General features: G+C 40.1%; 23 protein-coding genes and 1 tRNA gene. 9 read left to right on the plus strand and 15 right to left on the minus strand.

Features of this window, described 5'->3' with window-relative positions; translation table 11 throughout:
* Positions 1–24: 24 nt before the first annotated feature.
* From FTV50_RS01400 to carA, 5 genes are all read right to left on the minus strand, one after another.
* The gene (locus tag FTV50_RS01400; RefSeq protein WP_180023239.1) at positions 25–645 is read right to left on the minus strand and encodes a CatB-related O-acetyltransferase; all 621 of its coding nucleotides are present in this window, start codon (positions 643–645) and stop codon (positions 25–27) included.
* 74 nt (positions 646–719) lie between these two features.
* Positions 720–1,592: a class I SAM-dependent methyltransferase gene (locus FTV50_RS01405; RefSeq protein ID WP_180023240.1), complete on the minus strand. Its 873-nt coding sequence runs from the start codon at positions 1,590–1,592 to the stop codon at positions 720–722.
* Positions 1,593–1,784: 192 nt separating this feature from the next.
* Positions 1,785–2,261 (minus strand): transcription elongation factor GreA, encoded by a 477-nt coding sequence (greA, locus tag FTV50_RS01410; protein ID WP_078192164.1) that lies wholly within the window; start codon positions 2,259–2,261, stop codon positions 1,785–1,787.
* A 107-nt stretch (positions 2,262–2,368) separates the two neighbouring features.
* Positions 2,369–5,599 carry a carbamoyl-phosphate synthase large subunit gene (gene carB / locus FTV50_RS01415; protein ID WP_180023241.1) on the minus strand — a complete coding sequence of 1,077 codons (3,231 nt, stop codon included), beginning with the start codon at positions 5,597–5,599 and terminating at the stop codon, positions 2,369–2,371.
* A 13-nt stretch (positions 5,600–5,612) separates the two neighbouring features.
* A complete protein-coding gene (carA, locus tag FTV50_RS01420; RefSeq protein WP_078192162.1) occupies positions 5,613–6,755 on the minus strand; it encodes a glutamine-hydrolyzing carbamoyl-phosphate synthase small subunit in 1,143 nt (380 codons plus the stop codon).
* A gap of 309 nt (positions 6,756–7,064) precedes the next feature.
* Here carA and FTV50_RS01425 point away from each other — a divergent pair, with 309 nt between their 5' ends.
* Positions 7,065–7,550: a hypothetical protein gene (locus FTV50_RS01425; RefSeq protein WP_180023242.1), complete on the plus strand. Its 486-nt coding sequence runs from the start codon at positions 7,065–7,067 to the stop codon at positions 7,548–7,550.
* A gap of 234 nt (positions 7,551–7,784) precedes the next feature.
* Here the strand turns inward: FTV50_RS01425 and FTV50_RS01430 are convergent, their stop codons facing one another.
* Positions 7,785–8,324 carry a DOMON-like domain-containing protein gene (locus FTV50_RS01430; RefSeq protein ID WP_180023243.1) on the minus strand — a complete coding sequence of 180 codons (540 nt, stop codon included), beginning with the start codon at positions 8,322–8,324 and terminating at the stop codon, positions 7,785–7,787.
* Positions 8,325–8,330: 6 nt separating this feature from the next.
* Positions 8,331–8,654, minus strand: coding sequence for a YhbY family RNA-binding protein (locus tag FTV50_RS01435; protein WP_078191340.1), 324 nt, complete (start codon positions 8,652–8,654; stop codon positions 8,331–8,333).
* Positions 8,655–8,849: 195 nt separating this feature from the next.
* Between FTV50_RS01435 and rlmE the strand changes: the two genes are divergently transcribed.
* The 5 genes from rlmE (at position 8,850) to FTV50_RS01460 (ending at position 13,182) form a co-directional block, all read left to right on the plus strand.
* Entirely contained in the window at positions 8,850–9,500 is a 651-nt protein-coding gene (rlmE, locus tag FTV50_RS01440; protein ID WP_078192159.1) for a 23S rRNA (uridine(2552)-2'-O)-methyltransferase RlmE, read from the plus strand.
* 136 nt (positions 9,501–9,636) lie between these two features.
* Positions 9,637–11,535 carry an ATP-dependent zinc metalloprotease FtsH gene (ftsH, locus tag FTV50_RS01445; RefSeq protein ID WP_218950691.1) on the plus strand — a complete coding sequence of 633 codons (1,899 nt, stop codon included), beginning with the start codon at positions 9,637–9,639 and terminating at the stop codon, positions 11,533–11,535.
* Between the two features lie 112 nt (positions 11,536–11,647).
* Complete coding sequence (gene folP / locus FTV50_RS01450) at positions 11,648–12,502, plus strand: dihydropteroate synthase (protein WP_218950692.1); 855 nt, start codon at positions 11,648–11,650, stop codon at positions 12,500–12,502.
* Between the two features lie 87 nt (positions 12,503–12,589).
* Positions 12,590–12,904, plus strand: coding sequence for a DUF5713 family protein (locus FTV50_RS01455; RefSeq protein ID WP_078191338.1), 315 nt, complete (start codon positions 12,590–12,592; stop codon positions 12,902–12,904).
* Between the two features lie 104 nt (positions 12,905–13,008).
* The gene (locus FTV50_RS01460) at positions 13,009–13,182 is read left to right on the plus strand and encodes a hypothetical protein (protein WP_180023244.1); all 174 of its coding nucleotides are present in this window, start codon (positions 13,009–13,011) and stop codon (positions 13,180–13,182) included.
* A 48-nt stretch (positions 13,183–13,230) separates the two neighbouring features.
* On the opposite strand, the gene FTV50_RS01465 is transcribed toward FTV50_RS01460, so the two are convergent.
* The 3 genes from FTV50_RS01465 to FTV50_RS01475 form a co-directional block, all read right to left on the minus strand.
* Positions 13,231–13,632: a hypothetical protein gene (locus tag FTV50_RS01465; protein WP_180023245.1), complete on the minus strand. Its 402-nt coding sequence runs from the start codon at positions 13,630–13,632 to the stop codon at positions 13,231–13,233.
* A gap of 89 nt (positions 13,633–13,721) precedes the next feature.
* Positions 13,722–13,807 (minus strand) — tRNA-Leu (locus FTV50_RS01470).
* Positions 13,808–13,976: 169 nt separating this feature from the next.
* Entirely contained in the window at positions 13,977–14,711 is a 735-nt protein-coding gene (locus tag FTV50_RS01475; RefSeq protein WP_180023246.1) for a hypothetical protein, read from the minus strand.
* Positions 14,712–14,907: 196 nt separating this feature from the next.
* Between FTV50_RS01475 and FTV50_RS01480 the strand changes: the two genes are divergently transcribed.
* The gene (locus tag FTV50_RS01480; RefSeq protein ID WP_078191335.1) at positions 14,908–15,414 is read left to right on the plus strand and encodes a hypothetical protein; all 507 of its coding nucleotides are present in this window, start codon (positions 14,908–14,910) and stop codon (positions 15,412–15,414) included.
* Between the two features lie 97 nt (positions 15,415–15,511).
* Here FTV50_RS01480 and FTV50_RS01485 read toward each other — a convergent pair whose 3' ends face one another.
* The 4 genes from FTV50_RS01485 to FTV50_RS01500 all read right to left on the minus strand — a co-directional run bounded on the left by FTV50_RS01485 (position 15,512) and on the right by FTV50_RS01500 (position 19,902).
* Positions 15,512–16,852, minus strand: coding sequence for a CitMHS family transporter (locus FTV50_RS01485; protein ID WP_180023247.1), 1,341 nt, complete (start codon positions 16,850–16,852; stop codon positions 15,512–15,514).
* Between the two features lie 266 nt (positions 16,853–17,118).
* Positions 17,119–17,397: a hypothetical protein gene (locus tag FTV50_RS01490; protein WP_078191333.1), complete on the minus strand. Its 279-nt coding sequence runs from the start codon at positions 17,395–17,397 to the stop codon at positions 17,119–17,121.
* Positions 17,398–17,451: 54 nt separating this feature from the next.
* Positions 17,452–18,780: a hemolysin family protein gene (locus tag FTV50_RS01495; protein ID WP_180023248.1), complete on the minus strand. Its 1,329-nt coding sequence runs from the start codon at positions 18,778–18,780 to the stop codon at positions 17,452–17,454.
* Between the two features lie 129 nt (positions 18,781–18,909).
* Positions 18,910–19,902, minus strand: a complete 993-nt coding sequence (locus FTV50_RS01500; RefSeq protein ID WP_078191331.1) for a LysR family transcriptional regulator — start codon at positions 19,900–19,902, stop codon at positions 18,910–18,912.
* A 683-nt stretch (positions 19,903–20,585) separates the two neighbouring features.
* Between FTV50_RS01500 and FTV50_RS01505 the strand changes: the two genes are divergently transcribed.
* Complete coding sequence (locus FTV50_RS01505) at positions 20,586–22,190, plus strand: isocitrate lyase (RefSeq protein WP_078192152.1); 1,605 nt, start codon at positions 20,586–20,588, stop codon at positions 22,188–22,190.
* Positions 22,191–22,330: 140 nt separating this feature from the next.
* Here the strand turns inward: FTV50_RS01505 and FTV50_RS01510 are convergent, their stop codons facing one another.
* Positions 22,331–22,705, minus strand: a complete 375-nt coding sequence (locus FTV50_RS01510; RefSeq protein WP_180023249.1) for a diacylglycerol kinase — start codon at positions 22,703–22,705, stop codon at positions 22,331–22,333.
* A gap of 261 nt (positions 22,706–22,966) precedes the next feature.
* Here FTV50_RS01510 and FTV50_RS01515 point away from each other — a divergent pair.
* Positions 22,967–23,951 (plus strand): MBL fold metallo-hydrolase (locus tag FTV50_RS01515; RefSeq protein ID WP_218950693.1); only part of this gene is annotated, 985 nt, incomplete at its 3' end.

Genomic DNA, 23,951 nt, shown 5'->3' on the forward strand with positions numbered 1-23,951 from the left:
AATTTTAATAATTTAATCATGGGTTTAATTGTTTAAGAATTCTACTATATATTCAATGTTATCCGTCTGCAACTGCTCTCGCATCTTTAAAAACTGCTTTTCATCTAAGTCATAGAGCTTAAGGGAAAGCAGTTTTTTGATATCTTCTTCAGAAAAGCGATATTTAATAATTTGAGCAGGCACGCCGCCTACAACAGCATAAGGTGGTACATCTTTAGTTACCACAGCGCCTGTAGCCACCACAGCACCTTCACCGAGTGTAACGCCTTGCATAATCATGGCGCGTGAGCCGATCCAGCAGCCATCACCAATGATTGTATCACCCGCAGGGACAAAACTCCGTGTATCAAACGGAAAGGCTGAAATCCAGTCTGTTCGGTGGAGTTGGTTACCGCCCATCATAATCACGCATTCTGCGCCAAAGCAGACAAAATTACCGATATGTAGCTGGTCTATCGGCTTCTCAGCTGTTGCAGGTTTATCATGCAAATAACGCACCACACAGCGCTCAAAACCTTGATCCCAATATGCAGAATAATATGAATAATTACCTTTGATGTGAATATTAGGGTTCTTCACTGTTTTAGAGATGAACTCAAACTCACACCAATGATTTACAGGTGAATTAATCAATTTTTCAGACATAACGTTTAATAGCAATAATGATTCGCGTGACTATTTTAGCTGACTCACTATAAATGTCGACTACAGATAAATGCTTAAGCACGTTTTAAATGCAGCAAATGCGTGGCTTGAGTATGTCGTATTCCATCATTACGATTTGCAAAATAACGCTGTGTAATGTCATGTGCAGATAAATCTTCTAAGACTATATAACCCAGTTTTGTCACGGCACGGTGTAACTCATCACTGTGAAATGACCCAATAATGGGTTCACTTAAAAAATTAGTAAATTTGGAAACAGCAAATGATCCGACACGCTCTATACCAGTTAAATCTTGATAGGGAATGGAATAATCTAAAACCAATTCGCTACCTGAGGCTGCAAATTCGGCAATGGTTTGCAAGGTGCTCATAGTTGTTTCTGGTTTTAAGTAATGCGTCGTTCCAAGCCAAGAAAAGAAAGCGGGTTGCTCGGTATTATAAGAACTCCGTTTTAAGGCATACACTAAATTTTCTTTTTCAAAATCAATCGAAACAAAATCAACATGGTCTGGAATATGTCCGAGTTTCTGTAAACTTCGTATTTTTAATGTTTGAGTATCTGGGTGATCAACCTCAAAAATTTTAATATCTGAGTATTTCTGCGCTAATCGGAGGACAAAAGAATCTAAACCTGCACCAATCAGCACATATTGTTTAATTCCTTGTTGTACTGCCTTTTCTAATTGATCTTCGGCATAGCGTGAACGTGCCACAACCTGTGCGGTGAGTAATCCAAATGTTTGGTTGGGTATTTTGCTATTTAACGCCTTTATACATGTACGATTTGAAAGCAGTCGACGCCAAATTGGACTGGTTAAATGAAAGGCATAAGGGTCGGAAAAAACAGGTTGGTTAGCATATAAATAATGATTTGCGCGAATGGCAGCAGCAGCTTGTGCCGTTCGGCTTGCATGTCCAAATTTCATCGTGTGTTATGACTCTTTTTGTTTTAGATAACACTTTAATGAAATAAGCCAGTTGAACAATGACGTATTCAGTCGACTATTGTTGCTGAACGTACATTTTGGTCACTCGATAGCATACATTGGGCTAAGCAAAAACATAGAACAATAAAAAACCCCTCAAAAGAGGGGCTTAAAATTGCTTATCTTAATGAATTAAAGATATTCAACTTTAGAAATTTCATACTCAACTTCACCTTGTGGTGTGTTGATTTTTACATCGTCGCCTTCGTTTTTACCCAAAAGACCACGCGCAATTGGAGAATTCACAGAGATTTTGTTGATTTTAAAATCTGCTTCGTCATCACCAACGATTTTATAAGTCTTTTGTTCTTCAGTATCTAAGTTTTCAATGGTCACTGTCACACCGAAAACCACACGGCCATTTTGCTCAAGTGATTTAACATCAATCACTTGGCAAGCACCCAATTTACCTTCGATATCTTGGATACGGCCTTCACAGAAACCTTGTTGCTCGCGAGCAGCGTGGTATTCAGCGTTTTCTTTCAAATCCCCATGTTCACGCGCTTCAGCAATTGCTGCAGTAATACGTGGACGATCAACACTTTTAAGTTGCTGTAATTCTTTCTCTAGGGCAATTTTGCCTTCGGGAGTCATAGGATAACGTTGCATTGTTGTCCCTCATGTTTGTAAAAAGAAAAAATCAGTAAAATTTTTACTGACCTAGAAATGAAAAAAAGCCCGCCACCGAGAGGTGGCGGGACTTCTCGGTAACTTAATTAACCTTTAGTAAGGTCTTGTAAGCGGTATACATCCATTGGCAATTTGATTGCTAAAGCTTGGCATACTGCATCAGCACCGTTAAGGGTAGTTGTGTAATACACTTTACCTTGTAATGCAGAGCGACGGATCGAGAATGAATCTTCTTGAGCCTGTTTGCCTTCAGTTGTATTGATAATGAGGTGAACTTCGCCATTTTTCAAGCGGTCTACGATATTAGGACGGCCTTCAGTCACTTTGTTCACACGTTCACATTCAATACCAGCATCTTTAATCACATCATAAGTACCGCCAGTAGCGATGACTTTGAAGCCAAGATCTGTTAACTGTTTCGCAATACCAACAGCACGAGGCTTGTCAGAATGACGAACAGATAAGAATGCATGTTTAACTTCGCCTTCTGTTGGTAGGCCAGGTAAACGGTCATTAGAGCCTAACACAGCTTTATAGAACGCTTCACCAAATGTTTTGCCTACACCCATCACTTCGCCTGTAGATTTCATCTCAGGGCCAAGAATTGGGTCAACACCAGGGAATTTGTTGAATGGGAACACTGCTTCTTTTACAGAGAAGTGTTCAGGAATAATCTCTGTAGTGAATCCTTGAGATTCTAAAGATTGACCAGCCATACAACGCGCAGCAACTTTCGCTAAAGATTCACCAATGCACTTAGATACGAATGGAACAGTACGTGATGCACGTGGGTTTACTTCTAGAATGTATACGTCAGTACCTTTAACCGCAAACTGAACGTTCATCAAACCAATTACGCCAAGCTCTTTCGCCATTGCAATCGTTTGACGGCGCATTTCGTCCTGAACTTCTTTAGATAAAGAGTAAGGAGGAATAGAACATGCTGAGTCACCTGAGTGAATACCAGCTTGTTCGATGTGCTGCATGATACCGCCGATCACAACGTCTTTACCGTCAGATACGCAGTCTACGTCAACTTCAATCGCATCATCTAGGAAGTGGTCAAGAAGTACTGGCGCTTCGTTAGATGCTTGAACCGCATCACGTAAGTAACGTTTCAATTCTTCGTCGTTGTACACGATTTCCATCGCACGGCCACCAAGGACATAAGAAGGACGTACTACAAGTGGGTAGCCAACTTTAGCTGCTTCAGCCATACCTTCTTCAGCAGATTTAACGATGCTGTTGTTTGGTTGACGAAGTTGCAGACGTTGAATCATTTGTTGGAAACGTTCACGGTCTTCCGCACGGTCAATCGCGTCAGGTGATGTACCGATAATTGGCGCACCTGCTTCTTCCAAAGCACGAGCCAATTTAAGCGGAGTTTGACCACCGTACTGAACGATAATGCCTTTAGGCTTCTCGATACGTACGATTTCAAGTACATCTTCCAAAGTGATTGGTTCGAAGTACAAACGATCTGATGTGTCGTAATCCGTAGAAACCGTTTCAGGGTTACAGTTCACCATGATAGTTTCATAGCCGTCTTCACGCATTGCAAGGGCAGCGTGTACACAGCAGTAATCGAACTCGATACCTTGACCAATACGGTTTGGACCACCACCGATGACCATGATTTTGTCACGGTTCGATGGGTTTGCTTCACATTCTTCATCGTAAGTTGAGTACATGTAAGCTGTGTCAGATTCAAACTCTGCAGCACATGTATCTACACGTTTGTAAACTGGAGTTACGCCCAAGTTCCAACGGTGTTTACGGAATTGTTTTTGTGAAATGCCCATCAAGTCCGCAATGCGAAGGTCAGATAAACCTTTGCGTTTGAACGAACGGATGTTGTCAGCGTTTAAGTCACCAAAACCTAAAGATTTGATTTTCTCTTCAGTTTTGATGATGTCTTCGATTTGGATCAAGAACCAACGGTCAATATTCGTCGCAGCGAACACTTCATCTAACGTGAAACCATGACGGAATGCATCGCCAACGTACCAAATACGCTCAGGACCAGGCACTTTAAGTTCTTGAAGGATTTTCTCTTTCGCACCTTCAGTACCCACTTCGATTTTTTCATCAAAGCCAGCAGCACCCACTTCAAGACCACGAAGCGCTTTTTGTACTGACTCTTGGAAGTTACGGCCAATTGCCATGACTTCACCCACAGATTTCATCTGTGTAGTTAAAGTTGCATCAGCTTGTGGGAATTTCTCGAAGTTGAAACGAGGAATCTTAGTCACAACATAGTCAATCGCAGGTTCGAATGATGCAGGAGTTGTACCGCCAGTGATGTCATTTTTCAATTCATCAAGGGTATAACCGACTGCCAATTTCGCTGCAATTTTTGCAATTGGGAAACCGGTTGCTTTAGATGCCAAAGCAGATGAACGAGAAACACGAGGGTTCATCTCGATCACAACCATACGGCCATCTTTCGGGTTAATACCGAACTGAACGTTCGAACCACCCGTTTCTACACCAATTTCACGAAGTACTGCTAAAGAGGCATTACGTAAAAGTTGGAATTCTTTGTCTGTTAATGTTTGTGCAGGGGCAACAGTGATTGAGTCACCTGTGTGCACGCCCATTGGGTCAAAGTTTTCAATGGTACATACAATGATACAGTTGTCGTTTTTGTCACGAACAACTTCCATTTCGTACTCTTTCCAACCAATCAATGATTCATCAATTAAAAGTTGGTGAGTAGGAGAAAGGTCGAAACCGCGTTCACAGATCTCGATAAATTCTTCTTTGTTGTATGCGATACCACCGCCTGAACCACCCATCGTAAATGATGGACGGATAATCACAGGGAAACCGAAGCGTGCTTGAATTTCTAACGCTTCTTCCATTGATTCAGCGATGTCAGCTTTTGGACATTCAAGACCAATTTTACGCATTGCTTGGTCGAAGAGTTTACGGTCTTCGGCTTTTTCAATTGCTTTTTTAGTCGCACCGATCAATTCAACATTGTATTTTTCTAAAATGCCGTGCTCATCAAGGGCGAGGGCACAGTTCAATGCAGTTTGACCACCCATTGTTGGAAGAACTGCATCTGGGCGTTCTTTCTCAATGATCGCTGCAACAGTTTGCCACGTAATCGGTTCGATATACGTTGCATCTGCCATTGCAGGGTCAGTCATAATCGTTGCAGGGTTAGAGTTAACAAGAATAACTCGGTAACCTTCTTCACGAAGGGCTTTACATGCTTGCGCACCTGAGTAGTCAAACTCACATGCTTGACCGATCACAATCGGACCAGCACCAATAATTAAGATGCTTTTAATGTCTGTACGTTTAGCCATGATGCTTCCTTAATTACTTCTTAGATGCTTCGATAAGTTCGATGAAATGATCGAACAGTGGTGCGCAGTCATGTGGACCAGGGCTTGCTTCTGGGTGACCTTGGAAACTGAACGCAGGTTTGTCTGTACGATGAATCCCTTGAAGGGTTTGGTCGAACAGCGATTTGTGCGTAGCTTTCAAGTTTGCAGGAAGAGTTTCTGCATCCACTGCGAAGCCGTGGTTTTGAGAAGTAATCATCACTGTACCATTTTCTAAGTTTTGTACAGGATGGTTAGCACCGTGGTGACCGTGAGGCATTTTCACAGTTTTTGCACCTGATGCAAGTGCAAGAATTTGGTGACCTAAGCAAATACCGAATACAGGTACATTACGTGCGTCTTCTACAATTGTTTTTACAGCTTCAATTGCATAATCACATGCTGCTGGATCGCCGGGACCGTTCGATAAGAACACGCCATCTGGATTCAGCGCAAGTACATCAGCAGCAGGAGTTTGCGCAGGCACGACAGTCAATTTACAACCGCGGTCTGCGAGCATACGTAAGATGTTGGTTTTGACACCGTAATCGTATGCAACAACATGGAATTTAAGTTCTGGTTGAGCGAAACCTTTACCAAGCGCCCAAGAGCCTTCAGTCCACTCGAAACCGGTCGGATCACAGCATTCTTTTGCAAGGTCTAAACCATTAAGACCACCAAAAGCACGTGCTTTAGCTAACGCTTCTTCTTCAGTCGCGTTTTCACCAGCAAGGATACAACCGTTTTGCGCACCTTTTGATCGCAGAATACGCGTTAATTTACGAGTATCAATATCTGCGATAGCAACAACATTGTGTTGTTTAAGGTAATCACTTAGTGATTGCTCAGCACGGAAGTTGCTATGCAATAAAGGTAGGTCACGAATGATCAATCCGTTGGCCCATACTTTATGAATTCGACCTGACTCAGCGTCTTCATCATTACAACCTGTGTTACCGATATGTGGGTAAGTTAGGGTCACAAGTTGTTGTGCATAACTTGGGTCAGTCAAAATTTCTTGATAGCCAGTCATGGCAGTGTTGAAAACGACTTCACCAGTCGTACTACCCGATGCGCCAATTGAAGTACCTTTAAAAATAGTACCATCGGCAAGGGCTAAAATTGCTGGGGTGCTCAAACCAAAGCTCCTGAAATTTAGGCTGTAAAAAAGCGAGAAGACGAAAAAAAAGGAAGGCTGCTTAAAAACCTACCCTCCTTACATCTGCTCGCTTGAACTTAACACGGCATTATACGCAGAAAGCCACTGAAAGTCCATTGTAAATATTAGGAATAAAGCAGATAAAGCGCTTGCATTTTAGAATAAAGTTTGGTTTTGCAAAATCGTAGAAAAATGTAAGCAATTAATTATTGTCAGACAAATCATAAATTAAAATTTATCAATAAGCGCTATTGTGGTTCGGTCAGCAAAAACTATAGGTACAAAGTCATGGCAACACAACAAAAACAAACAGCGGCTAAATCCTCCCTGAAAGAAGTCGTTATCGAAGGTGCTGAAAAGCTTGAACAAGTTGCAAAAGAAGCGAGTGTCCAAGCCACAGAAGCGGTCACTGAAAGCAAAGAAAAGATCGGAGCAGAGGCAAAGCAGTTGAATGCCAGTGTGCAAGATCAATTGCGTCAGTTGAAGCAAGATGTGTTGAATAAACTTGATCAGCTAAAAGTTCAATTTGGTTCATCGCAAAAAGATTTTAGTGAACTCAAAGAATTTGTGAAAACTGAGTTTAATACGGTTATTGATGATCTTTCAAAACTTGGAAAAGAGCTGAAAGAAGATGTGACCCAAATTTCAGGAAAACACAAAGATCATCTAACAGAAACATTTAAGCGTTCTAAGGAACATACTTTAGAAGCGTGGAAAAAAGTTTCACCACTGAAAGCTGATGTTACGGATCAAACCACAGATCTTAAAAGTTAATTGTGAATGACATGAATTTTAAAACGCTTTAGTTAAATCTAGTCATTCCAAGGAGCTGGATTGGGTGAGAGCGAATTAAACATCAAGTTAGCACTATGCATAAGGGAGTCATTAATGGCTCCCTTATTGTGAATGGTACATTTAAGTCCAAAGCAGTTATTTAAAAATAGACAGGCAATAAAAAAGCAAAAGATCGTACTTTTGCTTTTTATCGAAGATCAAAACATTAAAAATTTAGAACTGATGTAGCCAATCACGTTTGTTGTGAAAGTCAGCATTTGGACTACTATGCTGCATGGCATAGTACTGTTCACCTTGAGAGGTTTTCAGTACTGCAGTTAGACCAATATAGAGATCTTCCCATTTAAGTTTGTACTTCAGCATAAATTCTGTCAGATCAAGACTGACATTTAAACCATAGTGCGTCCGTTTCAACTGATTCAGTTCGATATCGTAAGCAGCTTGTGGCGGCATATCTTCTGGATAGCGATATTCTTCAAACTGGTAAACCTGCCAAGCTTGTGAAGGGGAGAGGTTGATTTCACGATAAAAGTCTTCGTTGCGTACACCAATAAAAACTTCTAAGCAGGTCTGTTCCCACAAAAAATCGATTCGTGGGTGAGATGATACCAATTCAGGCCATTGAATCAGTTGGTTTGGGTCTCGAATCCAATAACCCACATTTAAAGTATATGGGCTTTGTTGTTCGATAGCACCAACGACTGATACAGCCTGAAAGCGACGATCAAAAGCGCTGAGTTCGAAACTTGCCATAAATGCTTAGTTAGACAGGTGTGCGTAGCGAACAAGGTTAGACAGTTTTGCATTTTGTTTTGCCGCTTTGCGGTAAATCAAAGCAATCTTACCAATCGTTTGAACAACTTCAGAACCTGAAACAGTCGCAATTTCAGTAATCATTGCAGCACGAGCTTCACGGTCTTCTGCCACAACTTTCACTTTAATTAACTCATGGTCGTTTAACGCACGGTTTAATTCTTCAACAACGCTTTCTGATAAGCCTTTGTCCGCAACCATTACAACTGGGTTTAGGGTGTGACCAATTTGACGTAAGCGTTTACGTTCTTGAATAGATAAAGCCGCCATAAATATAACCTAATTTTAAAAACGACCTAGTATAGCAAAATCAAAGTTGAAGCGCTGTATTTAATCGGCATTTTCTCGATGAAGATTATTGAAAAAAACATGATTTAAGATGCTTTTTAGATACACATGTCTACTGCAAAAGTGCTGAATTTCACGTACAATCAAGACTGAGAAGTTTTTTTTATTTAGAGAGTTATGGCTACCCGCATTACTAACCAGAAATTATCCAAAAGTAGTCGTGACTGGATGCGTGAGCATCTTGATGACCCCTTTGTGAAAAAAGCACAAAAGGAAGGATATCGTGCGCGTGCCGCTTATAAATTGCTTGAAATTCAAGAAAAATACAAATTGATCAAGCCAGGCATGACCGTTGTCGACTTAGGTGCTGCACCAGGTAGTTGGTCGCAAATTGCCGGTAAACTTGTTGGCGACAAAGGTTTGGTAATTGCTTCTGATATTTTACCCATGGATGCTTTACCCGATGTGACCTTCTTGCAAGGTGACTTTCGTGAACAAGAAGTGTTCGATGAATTGTTAAAAATTTTAGATGGACGTACTGTAGACGTTGTAATTTCAGATATGGCCCCCAATACATCAGGTAATAAGGCTGTAGATCAACCGCGTCAGATCTATCTTTGTGAATTAGCAATCGACTTTGCTCAAAAGGTTCTTGGACCAAATGGACAATTTGTTGTTAAAGTGTTCCAAGGTGTTGGATTTGATGAATACCGTAAGCAAGTTGTAGACACATTTGATGTGCTGAAAACAGCAAAACCGGCGGCTTCACGTGCTCGATCTAAAGAAGTGTTTTTAATCGGGCAGGGACGTAAGAAAGCTTTCAAGTAAAGTTTACTTGCCAACTCGTTAAAAATTGTGCATTTTGTACGTTTTTAAATTATTGCGAAGCTACTCTGCAGCGTAAGTATTAGAGTCACCCATATAAATGGGATTGAACGAATTAGATAGAAATGGGAATAAAGCTTTGAGCGATCTTTTTAAGAATGCCGTGTTGTGGCTGGTTATCCTAGGCGTGCTGGTTTTAATCTTCAGCAACGTCAGTGACCGCAATCAACCGACCGCGATGAACTATTCTGAGTTCGTGGCAGCCGTAAATGCGGGTCAGATTAAACAAGTCACCATTGATGGCGAAAGAATTCGTGGCGAAAAATCAAACGGTTCTGAGTTTGAAAGTATCCGTCCTGCGGTTCAAGATCCTGAACTTATGCCGAACCTAATCAAGAACAATGTTGTTGTTGAAGGTACAGCGCCACAGCGTCAAAGTATTTTGATGCAACTTCTGATTGCAAGTTTCCCTGTTCTTTTAATCATTCTGTTATTCATGTTCTTTATGCGCAACATGGGTGGTGGAGCTGGTGGTAAGAATGGCCCAATGAGTTTTGGTAAGTCAAAAGCAAAAATGCTGTCTGAAGACCAAATCAAAGTGACATTTACTGATGTTGCGGGCTGTGATGAAGCTAAACAAGAAGTTGTTGAAATCGTTGACTTCCTAAAAGATCCATCTAAGTTCAAACGACTTGGTGCAAGCATTCCGAAAGGTGTGCTTATGGTTGGTCCTCCGGGTACAGGTAAAACTTTACTTGCTAAAGCGATTGCGGGTGAAGCGAAAGTACCGTTCTTTAGTATTTCGGGTTCTGACTTTGTTGAAATGTTCGTAGGTGTGGGTGCGTCCCGTGTCCGTGACATGTTTGAACAAGCAAAGCGTCATGCGCCATGTATCATTTTCATCGATGAGATCGATGCCGTTGGTCGTCATCGTGGTTCAGGTACAGGCGGTGGTAATGATGAGCGTGAGCAAACATTAAACCAAATGTTGGTTGAAATGGATGGCTTTGAAGGCAACGAAGGTATTATCGTCATTGCTGCAACAAACCGTGCTGACGTATTGGATAAAGCTTTACTTCGTCCGGGGCGTTTTGACCGTCAAGTGATGGTATCTCTACCGGATATTAAAGGTCGTGAGCAAATCCTGAATGTACATTTGAAAAAATTACCTTCTGTGACTGGTGTAGATGTTAAAGTCTTGGCACGTGGTACACCGGGCTTCTCAGGCGCTCAGTTGGCTAACCTTGTAAACGAAGCGGCACTGTTTGCTGCACGTCGTAACAAGAACACGGTCGATATGCATGACTTTGAAGATGCAAAAGACAAGCTTTACATGGGTCCTGAACGTAAATCGATGGTGATTCGTGAAGAAGAGCGTCGTGCGACGGCTTATCATGAAGCAGGTCATGCAATTGTTGCTGAAATATTGCCGGGTACAGACCCTGTGCATAAAGTGACAATCATGCCGCGTGGTTGGGCATTGGGTGTGACTTGGCAGTTGCCTGAACATGACCAAACCAGCCATTACAAAGACAAAATGTTGAATGAACTTTCAATTTTGTTTGGTGGTCGTATTGCAGAAGAAGTCTTCATTAACCAAATGTCGACTGGTGCTTCAAATGACTTTGAACGTGCAACGAAAATGGCACGTGCAATGGTTACTAAATACGGTATGTCCGATAAAATGGGCGTCATGGTTTATGAAGATGATTCACAGCAATCATTTATGGGTGGTTTGGGAAGTCGTACAATTTCTGAAGCAACTCAGCTTGAAGTTGATCGTGAAGTTCGCCGCATTTTAGATGAACAATATAAAGTTGCTCGCGATATTCTTGAAAATAACAAAGATATCGCACATGCCATGGTGAAAGCATTGCTTGAATGGGAAACCATTGATCGTGATCAAATCCGTGACATTATGGAAGGACGTGAACCTCAACCACCAAAAGTGTACATCGCTGAAAATCCAGTGATTGATGTCACACCAACGGATGGTCCAGATGTTCCACCACCATTGCCGTCATTGCCAAAAGCATAAAATTTTAAAACCACCTTCGGGTGGTTTTTTTATATGAAAATAAATGCATGTAAGTGAAATGCTGAGCAAACTTAGCGTTAAAATAAGCGCAGCAAAATCTGGGATGTGTGATATGAAGTTGGTGTCTTTGCCTAATAAAATTTTAAACTGTGGTAATTTGCAATTAGATTTGTCAGAGCCACATGTGATGGGGATTTTAAATGTCACACCGGACTCTTTTAGTGATGGTGGCAAACATAATGGTAAAGACCAAGCTATAGCACATGCCTTACAAATGATAGTGGATGGCGCGACAGTGATTGATGTCGGTGGTGAGTCAACACGTCCAGGCGCATCTGTTGTTGAGGTTGAAGAAGAAATTCGAAGAGTCGTACCCGTCGTTGAAGCCTTATCCAAACACAATGTAGTGATTTCTATAGATACCTCGCAACCTGAGGTGATTGAGGCAGCGGTTCAGGCTGGTGCGCATATCTGGAATGATGTACGTGCATTAACTCGGCCGAATGCCTTAGAAACAGCTGCAAAACTGAATATTCCAGTGATCATTATGCATATGCGCGGCGAACCCACCACGATGAATAATCTAGATCAGTATCAAGATGTTGTGGCTGATGTCATTGATGAATTAAAGCAACGTGTGCAAGATGCATTGGACGCAGGCGTGCGTGCAGAAAACATTATGATTGATCCGGGTTTTGGTTTTGCTAAAAATACGCAGCAAAACTTAAAGCTTTTACAGCAATTCTATCAATTGAATGACATGGGCTATCCGATCCTGTCTGCATTATCACGTAAGCGTTTTATCGGTGAAGCACTTGGCGGTGCAGATGCACAAAATCGCGCTGTAGGCTCGGTTGCAGCGCATTTACTCAGCATTCAACAAGGTGCATGTATGGTTCGCGCACATGATGTCAAAGCGACGGTAGATGCGATTCGTGTTTGGCAAGCCATGCAGAATGCAGTGTGATTTGAAAATACTGAATCCCAATAAATTTGGTGAATTGTAGTATTTGTGTTATATAAGCGCCCTGAATGTTTTGTGATAGAGTTTCGTATGTTTGCAGATTTACTGCTACCCATGTTTGATGATGAATATTACCCAGATGTGTTGGTTGCAGAGGTGAAGTTATTGGTTGTTCAATTTGCGAAGAAAATCGCAAAAGCAGATTTAAGTTCAACTGATATCTACCATTTTGCCAATGAAACGGTTGCACAGCTCAATAAGATGAAACCTCAATTTGAAGATTTAGATTCGTCTTTGGATGATACGGCTGCAGATTATATTGCAGAAGCCATGATGATGGTGCTGCAAGACGAAGGCCATATGGATATTGAAATGGAAGAGTTGGTTGCTAACCGAGAATGGTAATTGAACTTTAAAAAAAGCCCTGTAGTGACAGGGCTTTTTTGTGTCTAGGGATTTAAAAAATTATTTAGCTTTGTCTATAAAATCTTTAAACGATGATTTGATCGATGCTGATGGTTTCTGTTCTTCTTGCATGGCTTGTAAGTGTAGGGCGTAGAAATACGTTTGATGCTCTTTTTGTTTTAAAGATTGTTGATAAGACCAAAATGCCAGTTGGCGAAGCTTTTGTAGTTTTACTCGTTCAATGGCACTGCTATCACGTTTATAAAATAATTCAGTAAATACACATAAAAAAAGACTGAAAAAAAGTCCACAGAGACTGATGAGGTTTAATACATCTGTTTGTAGATATTAAAGTTAGTAGCGAGGATAAGTGTGAATCCCCCAAGGAGATACAGTTGTATTTGCAGACGTTGAACTGCAAACTTACTGCTAAAACGTGCTTGATAATGTGCATACCAAACATAGCAATAGATCAAAGGAAGAATAATCAATACACCAAGATTGAACGCCATTTTGGGGGCGTGAATTGAAAGTGCTGTTGAAAGTATATGCCCAAGTACAGCGCTGCCAAGAGAGATTAAAAGTATCAGGCAAAAGCTAAAGATTAAAACGGGTGCAGTGGGCGTTAGATTCATAATTTTGAATTGCACAAACAGCAGCCGTTGATAAAAGGCATCGGGATGCTTAAGTTGTAGTGCAGGGAGATCAAAATCTGAAGGTATTGGCATTGAATAATAATAGATTTATAAATTTTAGGCATAAAAAAACCAGCAAATTGCTGGATCTTTTATTGCACCAATCTTAGAAGTATAAGATATGGTGCCCGAGGCCAGACTCGAACTGGCACGCTTTGTGGGCGGGGGATTTTAAATCCCCTGTGTCTACCGATTTCACCACTCGGGCATGTGCGCAATAATAGAGGACGAAATGGACCTTGGCAAGTGTATTTGATGGTGTTTGTTTTAAAATCAATCAATTCATGCATATAAGTTGAAAATATTCAAAAATATTGATGTATTGAATGACATTTTGAGCAGTGAATTAAAGTTTTTTTCACTACACCAAAGTCAACTTATTTCATTAACTCATCAAGATAATGTTCAACATTTTGGTGCTTTAGCTTTTTACACAGCTGATTTTCCTGATGTAGCATTTGTATGTGCAAATTTTGGAACTGGGTAAAGCGCTCAGATAACCGCTTGTAGTTTGCTTGATTCGGATTACTGAGCATTAAACGTAATTTTGCTTTAAGCATTTGTTTATACGACCAATAAGCAATACGACGTGTTTCATGCAGAAAATAGTATTCTTGGGTGTTACTTCCACCTTTGAATAGATTTTCTTTATAAAAACGCACAAAGCCGAAACTCATGGCGAAAAAGAACAATACAGATTGAACAAAGGTGCTTTGTAAAAAGGCGATATTGAGTAATTGTAATAAAATCACGATCGCAAGTCTGAACGGCGTATTTTTCAAACTTTGATACAGTGACATTGAACTGTGCTTGATTTGCTTGATGACTAAGGGCACAACCAGCATGAAAAACAACATAATACTTAGTACAGCAATACCATGAGCTCGAAACTCACTCATATTAGGTAAATACAGTTGCACTGCATGACCAATACTCATGCTCAAAGAAATAAAAATCATCGCCGCCAAAACCCAAGGAATAAGCTCTTTGAGTTCGTCTAAAATGCCTTGAGTTTTCAGTTGGCTATAAAATAAATAATTATGTTTAAAGGCTGCTGGATATTGCTGTTTCAGTTGTTGAAGGTAAAGTGCAGCCGGTTTTTTTTGAGCCATATTGTGACGTTAATATTAAAGCGTGAAAGTAATATAGTTGATTTCGATATTTTTGACAGAATTTTTTTTCTAAATCATGTTGTATATCTGAACATTATAAGAGAAAACGCAATTTCTATAGCGAAGGTCGCAGTTTTCACGCTGCTTTTATGCGAAAATACATACTTATTGAATATTAAGTTTTTATAGGCAGTTTATGACTGATCATTCTCCTGAAACATTAAGCGATATCGAAATTCTAGACATTCTTCAGTCGATGAAATCAGATGTTTTAAATACTGAAGCAAATGAAGTGATTCGTAGTGGGGGGAAAGCTGGTCGTCAAGAGGCTCATAAACAAGCTTTGGTGAAATTAAATCAAGCATTTGAAGATAAATTTGTTGAAGCTGTGACTTTGGCTTTAGGCTTAAATGAAGGCCAAAGTAAAAAAATTCGCTATAAGAAAGACCGTATCCGTATTTTGAAAGTTCGTGGTATCGATTATTTAGCGATTGATGGTGCTGAAACTGCACAAGTATTGTCACAAGTTGCACAAGCAATTGTACGTGAAGACGCAACGGTGACTCATGACCTGCATAATATTTTCCCATTTTGGAAAGAAGGCTGGCCAATGGTGCAATTCGACAATGTCTATAAAATTTTAGAAGATGACATTCGTATTCATTATGAAGCTGTTCTAGAAGCATTAATTTCAAAGCATTAATCACTACAAATGAACCTGTGAGTGTAAAACACTTGCCAGTTTCGTAATGTTAAGCATAAAAAAAGCACCATCAGGTGCTTTTTTTATCTTTAACTTTTTAAGTTAAGCTCGAATAAAACGGAAACATTCCAAAGATTAGACCCGCTGCTAACATGACTAAACACGTGATTACAGCCCAGATAATGGTAAATTTCTGATGTTGTCCAAACTCGATACCCGCAAGTCCACAGAGTAAATAGGTCGAAGGGACAAGTGGAGAGAGTAGGTGTACAGGTTGCCCTACGATGGAGGCACGTGCCATTTCTACAGGTGCAATTCCATAATGAGCGGCAGCATCGGAAAGAATCGGCAAAACCCCAAAATAGAAAGCATCATTTGACATAAAGAAAGTCATCGGCATACTGATAACAGCGGTGATTGGTGCTAAATACGGACCCATACTTTGAGGGATAATCGCCACAAGCTGTTTTGACATGGCTTCTACCATACCTGTTCCGGCTAAAATTCCCGTAAAAATACCTGCAGCAAAAATAATACCGACCACGTTTAAAGCACTACCTGCATGGTGTGCGATTAACTTTTTTTGCAAGTCGACATTTTTGTAGTTGACGACTAGCGCAATACATAAAGCCACCATGAATAAAATAGGCATAGGTAAAATACTAAAAACCAGACAAATCATCAGAACGACGGTTAACAGTGCATTAAACCAACGTAGATCTGCGCGGTTGGCTTCTGGATTATCGGAGATTTGAATGTTTTCACCATGGCTGATATCCAATTGGACAATTCCTAGACGCTTTCTTTCCATGCGACCATACATCGTTCCTAAGAAGTACAACCAGCCGATGGCAAATAACATCGGTAAAACCATCGGAACAAATACATCACTTGGGTCGACATGAAGCGCGCTGGCGGCGCGGGCAGTAGGCCCACCCCAAGGTGTAAGATTCATAATTCCACTAGAGAGCATAATCAAACATGCCATAATCAATGGGCTCATACCTAAGCGCTTATAGAGTGGCAGCATGGCCGCAACACAGATCATATAGGTTGTAGAACCATCTCCATCCAAAGAGACAATTAACGTCAGGGTAATGGTTCCAAGGACAACTTTTAAGGGATCACCTTTGACCATTTTTAAAATAAATTTCACCGAAGGGTCGAACAAACCTGTATCAATCATGATGGCAAAATACAGAATCGCAAAAAGCAGCATGATGCCAGTCGGTGCAAGTTTTTTTACACCTTCAATCATCATGTCGCCAATTTCATTTATTTGTATGTGTGACAAGCTGTCAAAATAAAAACCAAGTAACCACGCAATCAAGGCAAAAAGTAGGGGAATTAAAGTCAGTGCGACAAGTGGGCTTAAGCGTTTCGACATGATCAAATACATAAAGCACAAGATCATGCCCAAACCGAGTACGGTTAACATGGTTCATTCCTTTGAAATATAAAGCTGTTTTTAAATCCAAGGGCAGAGCATAAAGAGAAATTTCATCAGTCAAAACAAAGGTTAGAAAATGTGAAATACATCACTATTTTGATGAAAAATAGTCATTAATAATGAAGGTATTAGGGAAGCGGGATTTTTTGATTTATTTTAATTTTTATTCAAAAAAAGTGGTCTGTTTACATATATTCAACATCTGTAGAGAACTGTAAGTGCGTGTAGATCCAGTTTGATCACAATAAGTGCGCTTAAGCAAAAATAGACAGTAGCGTCCGAATCGGCCAACTAAAAAATCGGAACCAAAAAATTAAGGGATTATAAAAGAACAGACCAAAACGCATGGTTTCGTCATATTGTTGTCGACCGCGTTCATAAGGATAAGGCGTTAAAAACCAAGCAGTGACGATCAGTGCAACACCGAGCAATAGAAATAAAGGTTGTGGATGAGCTTTGAAAAAATAATAGATCAGATAAGCCCCAGTATAAAAACTAAAGCAAGTCAAAATCGCTTTAAGTGAAAAAGACATCTTCGTATTCCATCGTATTTATATTTTATTATTTTAGAAAAAAGAAGAATCGAATTAATCCGATTCTTCTGGTGTATCAAGTTCAGTTTCAGTCTGTTGTAAGCGGGTCACTAATAATTGGTCAATTTTAAAGTGGTCTACATCAACAACTTCAAATTTGTAGCCATGATAAGTAACAAAGTCAGCTGGACGTGGAATTTTACGCAGTTTAAACATCATAAAGCCCGCAAGGGTTTCATAGTTTTCTTCATCGGGCATTTCATCTAAAGCGAGGGCATGCTTTAAATCTTCAATTGGTGTACTGCCATCGATAAGCCAAGAATCTGCATCACGTTTAATAATTTGTTGTTCTGCTTCAATCGGTGTTACCCAGTCGCCCATCACGGTAATCATAATGTCGGAGAGGGTAATAACGCCGACAACCAACGCGTATTCGTTAATTACTACGGCAAATTTTTCTTTGGTTGAACGAAAGCGATCGAGTAATTCAGACAGTGTTAATGTATCTGGAATCGTGAGGACATTACGAATAGTATTTTCATTGAGCTGTAGAAGTGACTGATTGTTGAGGATACGAACCAAAATATCTTTGGCATCCACATAGCCAATCACGTCATCAATATTTTCACTACAGACCAAAAACTTCGAATATGGAAATTCAGCGAGTTTTTGACGAATACTGGCTTCTGATTCTTTTAGGGTAAAGTACACCACGTTTTCACGTGTAGTCATACTTGAAGGGACGTTACGTTCTTCCAGCTCAAATACGTTTTCAATAAAGTGGTGTTCTTGCTTTTGAAGTACACCAGCTTGAGCACCGGCATCCATCACGGCTGAAATGTCGTCAAAGGTAATATTGTCATCACGTGTTGTATTCACTTTGAATAAACGAAACAACAAATTGGCAATGGCATTAATCACCCACGCCATTGGCTTACACACCTTAATAAAGATTTGAATCGGGTCAACAACAGCAACGGCAATTTTTTCAGGTGCGATCATCGCCAAACGTTTTGGCATCAAATCAGCAAATAGAATGAATAAGGAGGTGACTAAAGTAAACGACAGGGTGAAACCAATGGTTTCAGTCCACGGGCCCTGATAAAAACGAGTGACTAAGCTAATGAAATAAGGACGAAATGCACCTTCACCCAAAATACCACCAAGAATTGCCACGGCATTTAAGCCAATTTGTGATGCGGCGAAAAAGTCTGCTGAGTTGGCTTGTAAGTCAAGCACACGTTGTGCACGTGAATCTCCAGATTCAGCCAAAATTTTAAGTTTTACTTTTCGTGCACCCGCAAGGGCAATTTCTGTTAATGAAAGAAAACCTGCACCGACGATCAGGAGAATAATAATGACAATATTTTGGAAAAGGCTCACGAATACACCTGTTTGTGATTCATTCTATTTTTCTGTATTTCTAACACAAAAATGGGCAAGGTAGTAGTCTTAACTACTACCTATATAGTGACAGTATACGTTTGAATTAATAAGGAATTAAAGAATTAATTACTGATACTGTGAAAACTGAGAGTTATTCATTAAGTATTCGCGGTTTTCTTCTTCAATCATTTGACGTGCAACATACAAGATAAGTTGACGTAACCAGCGATGAGCGGGGTGATGATGAAGTAATGGACACCAAGCCATTTTTAATTCAAATTCAGGAATATAGAATGGTGGATCACGAAGTAACAGGTTTTGACTTTTGGCTTGAAGTCGAGCAATACGGCTTGGCAGAGTTGCAACCAAGTCAACATTCGAGGCCAATAAGCCCGGCATTTGATAATGACGAGTAAAAACTGAAATTTTACGTTTTTGGCCAATACGTTCTAGAGCCTGATCAATCCAACCTAGACCCGCTTGTTTTTCAGGATTGACACCAAAACCGACACCCATACCTGTTTTAGATACCCAAATGTGTTGTGCATCCAGATAGCTTTTCAGGTTTAAATTATTTGCAGCAGGATGCTTGGCATTTAAAAGGCATGAAAAACTGTCACGCCAGACCAAAACTTGGTGGAAACTTTGCGGAATTTCATTAAAGCGGTTAATCGCCAAGTCGACTTTACCTTGTTCCATATCTCGATAAGACACATCACTAGGCGTTAAAAAATCGAGAACCACATTGGGTGCTTCTGAGCGCAAAGCTTTTACTAGGCGCGGCACCAGTGTTGCTTCAGCATAATCTGAAGTCATGATGCGGAAGACACGATTTGAGGTGTAAGGGCGGAACTCGGTACGGGGTTCCAAAATCATCGAAAGGTCAGAAAGTGCATCACGGATACGTGGCTGTAATTCAAGCGCACGTTCTGTAGGTGTCATACCTTCTGAAGAACGAATAAGAAGTGGATCATTAAATAAGTTGCGTAGACGACGTAAAATATTACTCATCGCAGGCTGAGTTACACCCAGTTGCTCGGCAGCACGAGTCACATTTTTTTCACGAAGAAGTACATCAAGATAAATTAATAGATTGAGATCGACCCGCTCCAGATTCATAAAATAAATACCGACAATAAAATCATGAAATTTATCTGATTATGCCATAACTACTAAGGCTTGTGTAAAAAATGGATGAAAAAATGACGTGTATTATTGTACTAAAATTCGGCATTTTTTAGACAAATTTGCTGAAGCGACAGCACATATTTCTTAAACACTTATTACCTGTTTAGACCGATATTTTTAAATAAATATAATAAAAATACGGAGCAATTTTGATTATGCGAAGTGATGTTCATAAAACTAAAAAGTAAGATGAAATATCTCATTTACAGAATCATTTGAGGACGGAATAACCATGCATTTAGTTTGGTAAATTTGGGCAAAAAAGGCGTAAAAAATGCCTTTTTTTTTAAAAGTGAATGCTCAGTCGACTTAAGTCTAATGAAGAATAATTCATCGAAGTGTTTGTAAAATAGACAAAAAAATCAGCCAAATTTATTGATAAAATTATTTAAATACAAATACTTCTGAATATTGGTTAATTATTATAATACGACTTTAATCTACATATTTTTTAAATAAATACTGAAAATTAATGCAGAATATTGGATTAATTTTTTTAGTCAATCTACTCTGTGTCTATCGCAACGAAGTGTTCTAAATCTGAACAATCATTCGAGGGTATGATTTTAGCCTTACGTTGCAGAAAAATCCTAATATTATTACAGGAACATATCATGTCTACATACTTAACAGCGATTGATGCAATCCGTGAATTAAAAGCAAAATTCGGAAGCACTTGGCGCGATATTAGCCCAGAAGATGCTGCACGTATGCAAATGCAAAACCGTTTCAAAACTGGTTTAGACATTGCGAAATATACAGCTGCAATTATGCGTCGTGATATGGCTGCTTATGATGCTGATTCTAGCAAATACACTCAATCATTAGGTTGCTGGCACGGTTTTATCGCACAACAAAAAATGATTGCGAACAAAAAATACTTCGGTACAACTGAACGTCGTTATATCTACCTTTCTGGTTGGATGGTTGCAGCTCTTCGTTCAGAATTCGGTCCACTTCCTGACCAATCTATGCACGAAAAAACTTCAGTTCCTGCATTGATCGAAGAAATCTACACTTTCCTTCGCCAAGCTGATGCGAAAGAATTAAACGACTTATTCCGTGCGCTTAAAAAAGCAAACGAAGCAGGTGATACTGCTAAAGCTGCAGAAATCACTGCTCAAATCGACAACTTCCAAACTCACGTTGTGCCAATTATTGCGGACATCGACGCTGGTTTCGGTAACGAAGAAGCGACTTACTTACTAGCTAAGAAAATGATCGAAGCGGGTGCTTGTGCACTACAAATCGAAAACCAAGTATCTGACGCTAAACAATGTGGTCACCAAGCTGGTAAAGTTACAGTTCCACACGAAGACTTCATCGCGAAAATCCACGCTCTTCGCTATGCATTCTTAGAAATGGGTCTTGATGACGGTATCATCGTTGCTCGTACTGACTCTGAAGGCGCTGACTTGACTCAAAAAATCCCAGTGGTTAAAGAGCCAGGCGACATCGCTTCTCAATACATCAGCTACTTAGACACAACTGAAATTGACATTTCAGAAGCTCAAGAAGACGAAATCCTAATCAAGCGTAACGGTAAACTTCACCGTCCAAAACGTCTTGCTTCTGGCTTGTACCAGTTCCGTCCAGACACGCAAATCGACCGCGTTGTACTTGACTGTGTATCTAGCCTTCAAAATGGTGCGGACCTTCTTTGGATCGAAACTGCGACTCCAAACGTTGAAGAAATTGCTCACATGGTTAACCGTGTACGTGAAGTTGTTCCAAATGCGAAACTTGTTTATAACAACTCTCCATCATTCAACTGGACATTAAACTTCCGTCAACAAGCGTACGATCGTTGGGTTGCTGAAGGTAAAGACGTATCTGCATACGACCGCGCTAAATTAATGAGCGCTGAGTACGACAACTCTGAATTGGCTGCTGAAGCTGACGAAAAAGTTCGTACATTCCAAGCAGATGCTTCTCGTGAAGCGGGTGTGTTCCATCACTTAATTACACTTCCGACTTACCACACAGCTGCACTTTCTACGCATGAACTTGCTCAAGGTTACTTCGGTTCTGAAGGTATGTTGGCTTATGTTGCTGGCGTACAACGTAAAGAAATCCGCGGTGGTATTGCATGTGTGAAACACCAAGCAATGGCTGGTTCAGACATCGGTGACGACCACAAAGAAATCTTCGCTGGTGACAACGCGCTTAAAGCGGGTGACGATGCGAAAAACACAATGAACCAATTCGCTGCTCACTAAGCATTGAACTGATTCGAAAAAAAGCCCAGCGAAAGCTGGGTTTTTTTATGGCTTTAAAATCTTCTTAAATCCATTTGTTGAAGTGTGTCGATATAAAAAAGCAGGGCATAACCCTGCAAATATAGTGAGACCCCCTTTATTTAAGGCAAAAGGATAATTAACCAAGTAAAAAAAATAATTGCTAAAGCGACGAATTGAGCGGCACTTCCCATATCTTTGGCAATTTTAGAAAGTGGATGCTTGTCTAGAGATACCCGGTCGACCACGGCTTCAATAGCAGAATTGAATAACTCAACAATTAAGGCAAATAAACACACCACTACCATAAGGGCATGTTCAACACGACTCACATCGAGTAAGCAACTGGTGGGAATAAGTATAATATTCATCCAGACAATTTGTCGAAATGCAGCTTCATTTTGATAAGCAGCTTTGAATCCGTCGAGGGAATATTGCGTTGCATTTAAAATTCGTTTAAGTCCAGATTTACCTTTAAACGGGGAAATTTCACTCATAGCACTGTACAGACGTATAGATTTAAAAACTGGCGAAAATATAGCATGCTAAGCTTAAAGTTTTCTTGCATTCAGCTTTTATTTTATTAGGCCTAAAAGTTTAGGATGATTTACATGTGCCTGTATCAAGTTAGTGCTATGTTTATCCAGTATGAGACTTAAAATTTGCCTGAATTTCAGGCACAATACAGGCGTTTAAAATTTTTAATTTTGAAGCCTTTGCTTCATTGCATGAAATAATAAAAGTGATATAGGTCAACAATGAAAAATTTTAGTTTTGCTGTGCTTGCAGCAACACTTTTAACCAGCCAGTTTGTCAGTGCAGAGCCGGCAGTTATTCAAACGGAAATCAAAACGAATGTGACACAGCCCATGGGATTTTATCCTTTCCAAGTGGGTGCATATAAAGTCATTGCTTTAAAAGATGGGACACTCGAATTAAGTCCGGATTTGTTTAAACAAAATTTAACTCCAGAAGAAGTCAGTGCTTTATTCCAAAAGCTTGCGGTTGATCAGAGCAAAGGCATACAAACCAGTGTCAATGCCTATCTGATTGATGATGGACAAGGCGGCATCAGTCTTGTTGATAGTGGTGCAGCCAGTTGTTTTGGACCAAACTTAGGTTCTATTGCACAAAATATTGAAGCGGCCGGCTATAAGCTTAATCGTGTACGCAGTGTTTTCTTAACCCATTTACATCCAGATCATGCATGTGGCATTGCGAAACAAGGTAAGGCCGTGTTTCCAAATGCAACGATTTACGTCAATGAACAAGAAAGTCAGTATTGGTTAAGTGAAAGCACCGTCAACACTTTAGCTGCCGAAAAACGTGACGGTTATTTAGCAACCGTTGCAAAAATTAAAGCTGCGATTGCGCCTTATCAGACCATGCGGAGTTTTAAGACTTTTAGCGTTGGTTCTGTGATTAATGGATTAGAAGTACTACCGAGTGTTGGGCATACACCAGGGCATTATTCTTTTATCTTAAAGTCGCAAGCTAAAAGTTTTGCTATCCTCGGCGATGTGGTTCATTCCTATCATTTACAGTTTGAACAACCCAAGTTATCTGTTGATTTTGATGTCGATCCGGTCAAAGCCAGTGAAACTCGTTTAGCAATTTTTAAACGTTTTGCTCAAGAGCAAACCTTCGTTGCATTTGCACATTTACCATTTCCGGGTATTGGTAAAATTAGTGAAATAAATGATGGTCAGTTCCGTTGGAACCCGCTAAATTTAGCTCCGACAG

Origin of the sequence: Acinetobacter sp. YH1901134 (genome assembly GCF_013416965.1) — a bacterium.
In the GTDB taxonomy this organism is placed as follows: Bacteria; Pseudomonadota; Gammaproteobacteria; order Pseudomonadales; family Moraxellaceae; genus Acinetobacter; species Acinetobacter amyesii.

What these genes read in the sequence shown, in the direction of transcription:
- FTV50_RS01460 (WP_180023244.1), top strand. Translation starts at nt 13,009, where the DNA reads ATGCTGATGGTTTCTGTTCTTCTTGCATGGCTTGTAAGTGTAGGGCGT.
- carB (WP_180023241.1), bottom strand. Translation starts at nt 5,599, where the DNA reads ATGGCTAAACGTACAGACATTAAAAGCATCTTAATTATTGGTGCTGGT.
- FTV50_RS01475 (WP_180023246.1), bottom strand. Translation starts at nt 14,711, where the DNA reads ATGGCTCAAAAAAAACCGGCTGCACTTTACCTTCAACAACTGAAACAG.
- greA (WP_078192164.1), bottom strand. Translation starts at nt 2,261, where the DNA reads ATGCAACGTTATCCTATGACTCCCGAAGGCAAAATTGCCCTAGAGAAA.
- folP (WP_218950692.1), top strand. Translation starts at nt 11,648, where the DNA reads ATGAAGTTGGTGTCTTTGCCTAATAAAATTTTAAACTGTGGTAATTTG.
- FTV50_RS01505 (WP_078192152.1), top strand. Translation starts at nt 20,586, where the DNA reads ATGTCTACATACTTAACAGCGATTGATGCAATCCGTGAATTAAAAGCA.
- FTV50_RS01430 (WP_180023243.1), bottom strand. Translation starts at nt 8,324, where the DNA reads ATGGCAAGTTTCGAACTCAGCGCTTTTGATCGTCGCTTTCAGGCTGTA.
- FTV50_RS01510 (WP_180023249.1), bottom strand. Translation starts at nt 22,705, where the DNA reads ATGAGTGAAATTTCCCCGTTTAAAGGTAAATCTGGACTTAAACGAATT.
- FTV50_RS01405 (WP_180023240.1), bottom strand. Translation starts at nt 1,592, where the DNA reads ATGAAATTTGGACATGCAAGCCGAACGGCACAAGCTGCTGCTGCCATT.
- FTV50_RS01400 (WP_180023239.1), bottom strand. Translation starts at nt 645, where the DNA reads ATGTCTGAAAAATTGATTAATTCACCTGTAAATCATTGGTGTGAGTTT.
- FTV50_RS01425 (WP_180023242.1), top strand. Translation starts at nt 7,065, where the DNA reads ATGGCAACACAACAAAAACAAACAGCGGCTAAATCCTCCCTGAAAGAA.
- FTV50_RS01465 (WP_180023245.1), bottom strand. Translation starts at nt 13,632, where the DNA reads ATGCCAATACCTTCAGATTTTGATCTCCCTGCACTACAACTTAAGCAT.
- FTV50_RS01455 (WP_078191338.1), top strand. Translation starts at nt 12,590, where the DNA reads ATGTTTGCAGATTTACTGCTACCCATGTTTGATGATGAATATTACCCA.
- rlmE (WP_078192159.1), top strand. Translation starts at nt 8,850, where the DNA reads ATGGCTACCCGCATTACTAACCAGAAATTATCCAAAAGTAGTCGTGAC.
- FTV50_RS01485 (WP_180023247.1), bottom strand. Translation starts at nt 16,852, where the DNA reads ATGTTAACCGTACTCGGTTTGGGCATGATCTTGTGCTTTATGTATTTG.
- FTV50_RS01500 (WP_078191331.1), bottom strand. Translation starts at nt 19,902, where the DNA reads ATGAATCTGGAGCGGGTCGATCTCAATCTATTAATTTATCTTGATGTA.
- FTV50_RS01435 (WP_078191340.1), bottom strand. Translation starts at nt 8,654, where the DNA reads ATGGCGGCTTTATCTATTCAAGAACGTAAACGCTTACGTCAAATTGGT.
- FTV50_RS01480 (WP_078191335.1), top strand. Translation starts at nt 14,908, where the DNA reads ATGACTGATCATTCTCCTGAAACATTAAGCGATATCGAAATTCTAGAC.
- FTV50_RS01490 (WP_078191333.1), bottom strand. Translation starts at nt 17,397, where the DNA reads ATGTCTTTTTCACTTAAAGCGATTTTGACTTGCTTTAGTTTTTATACT.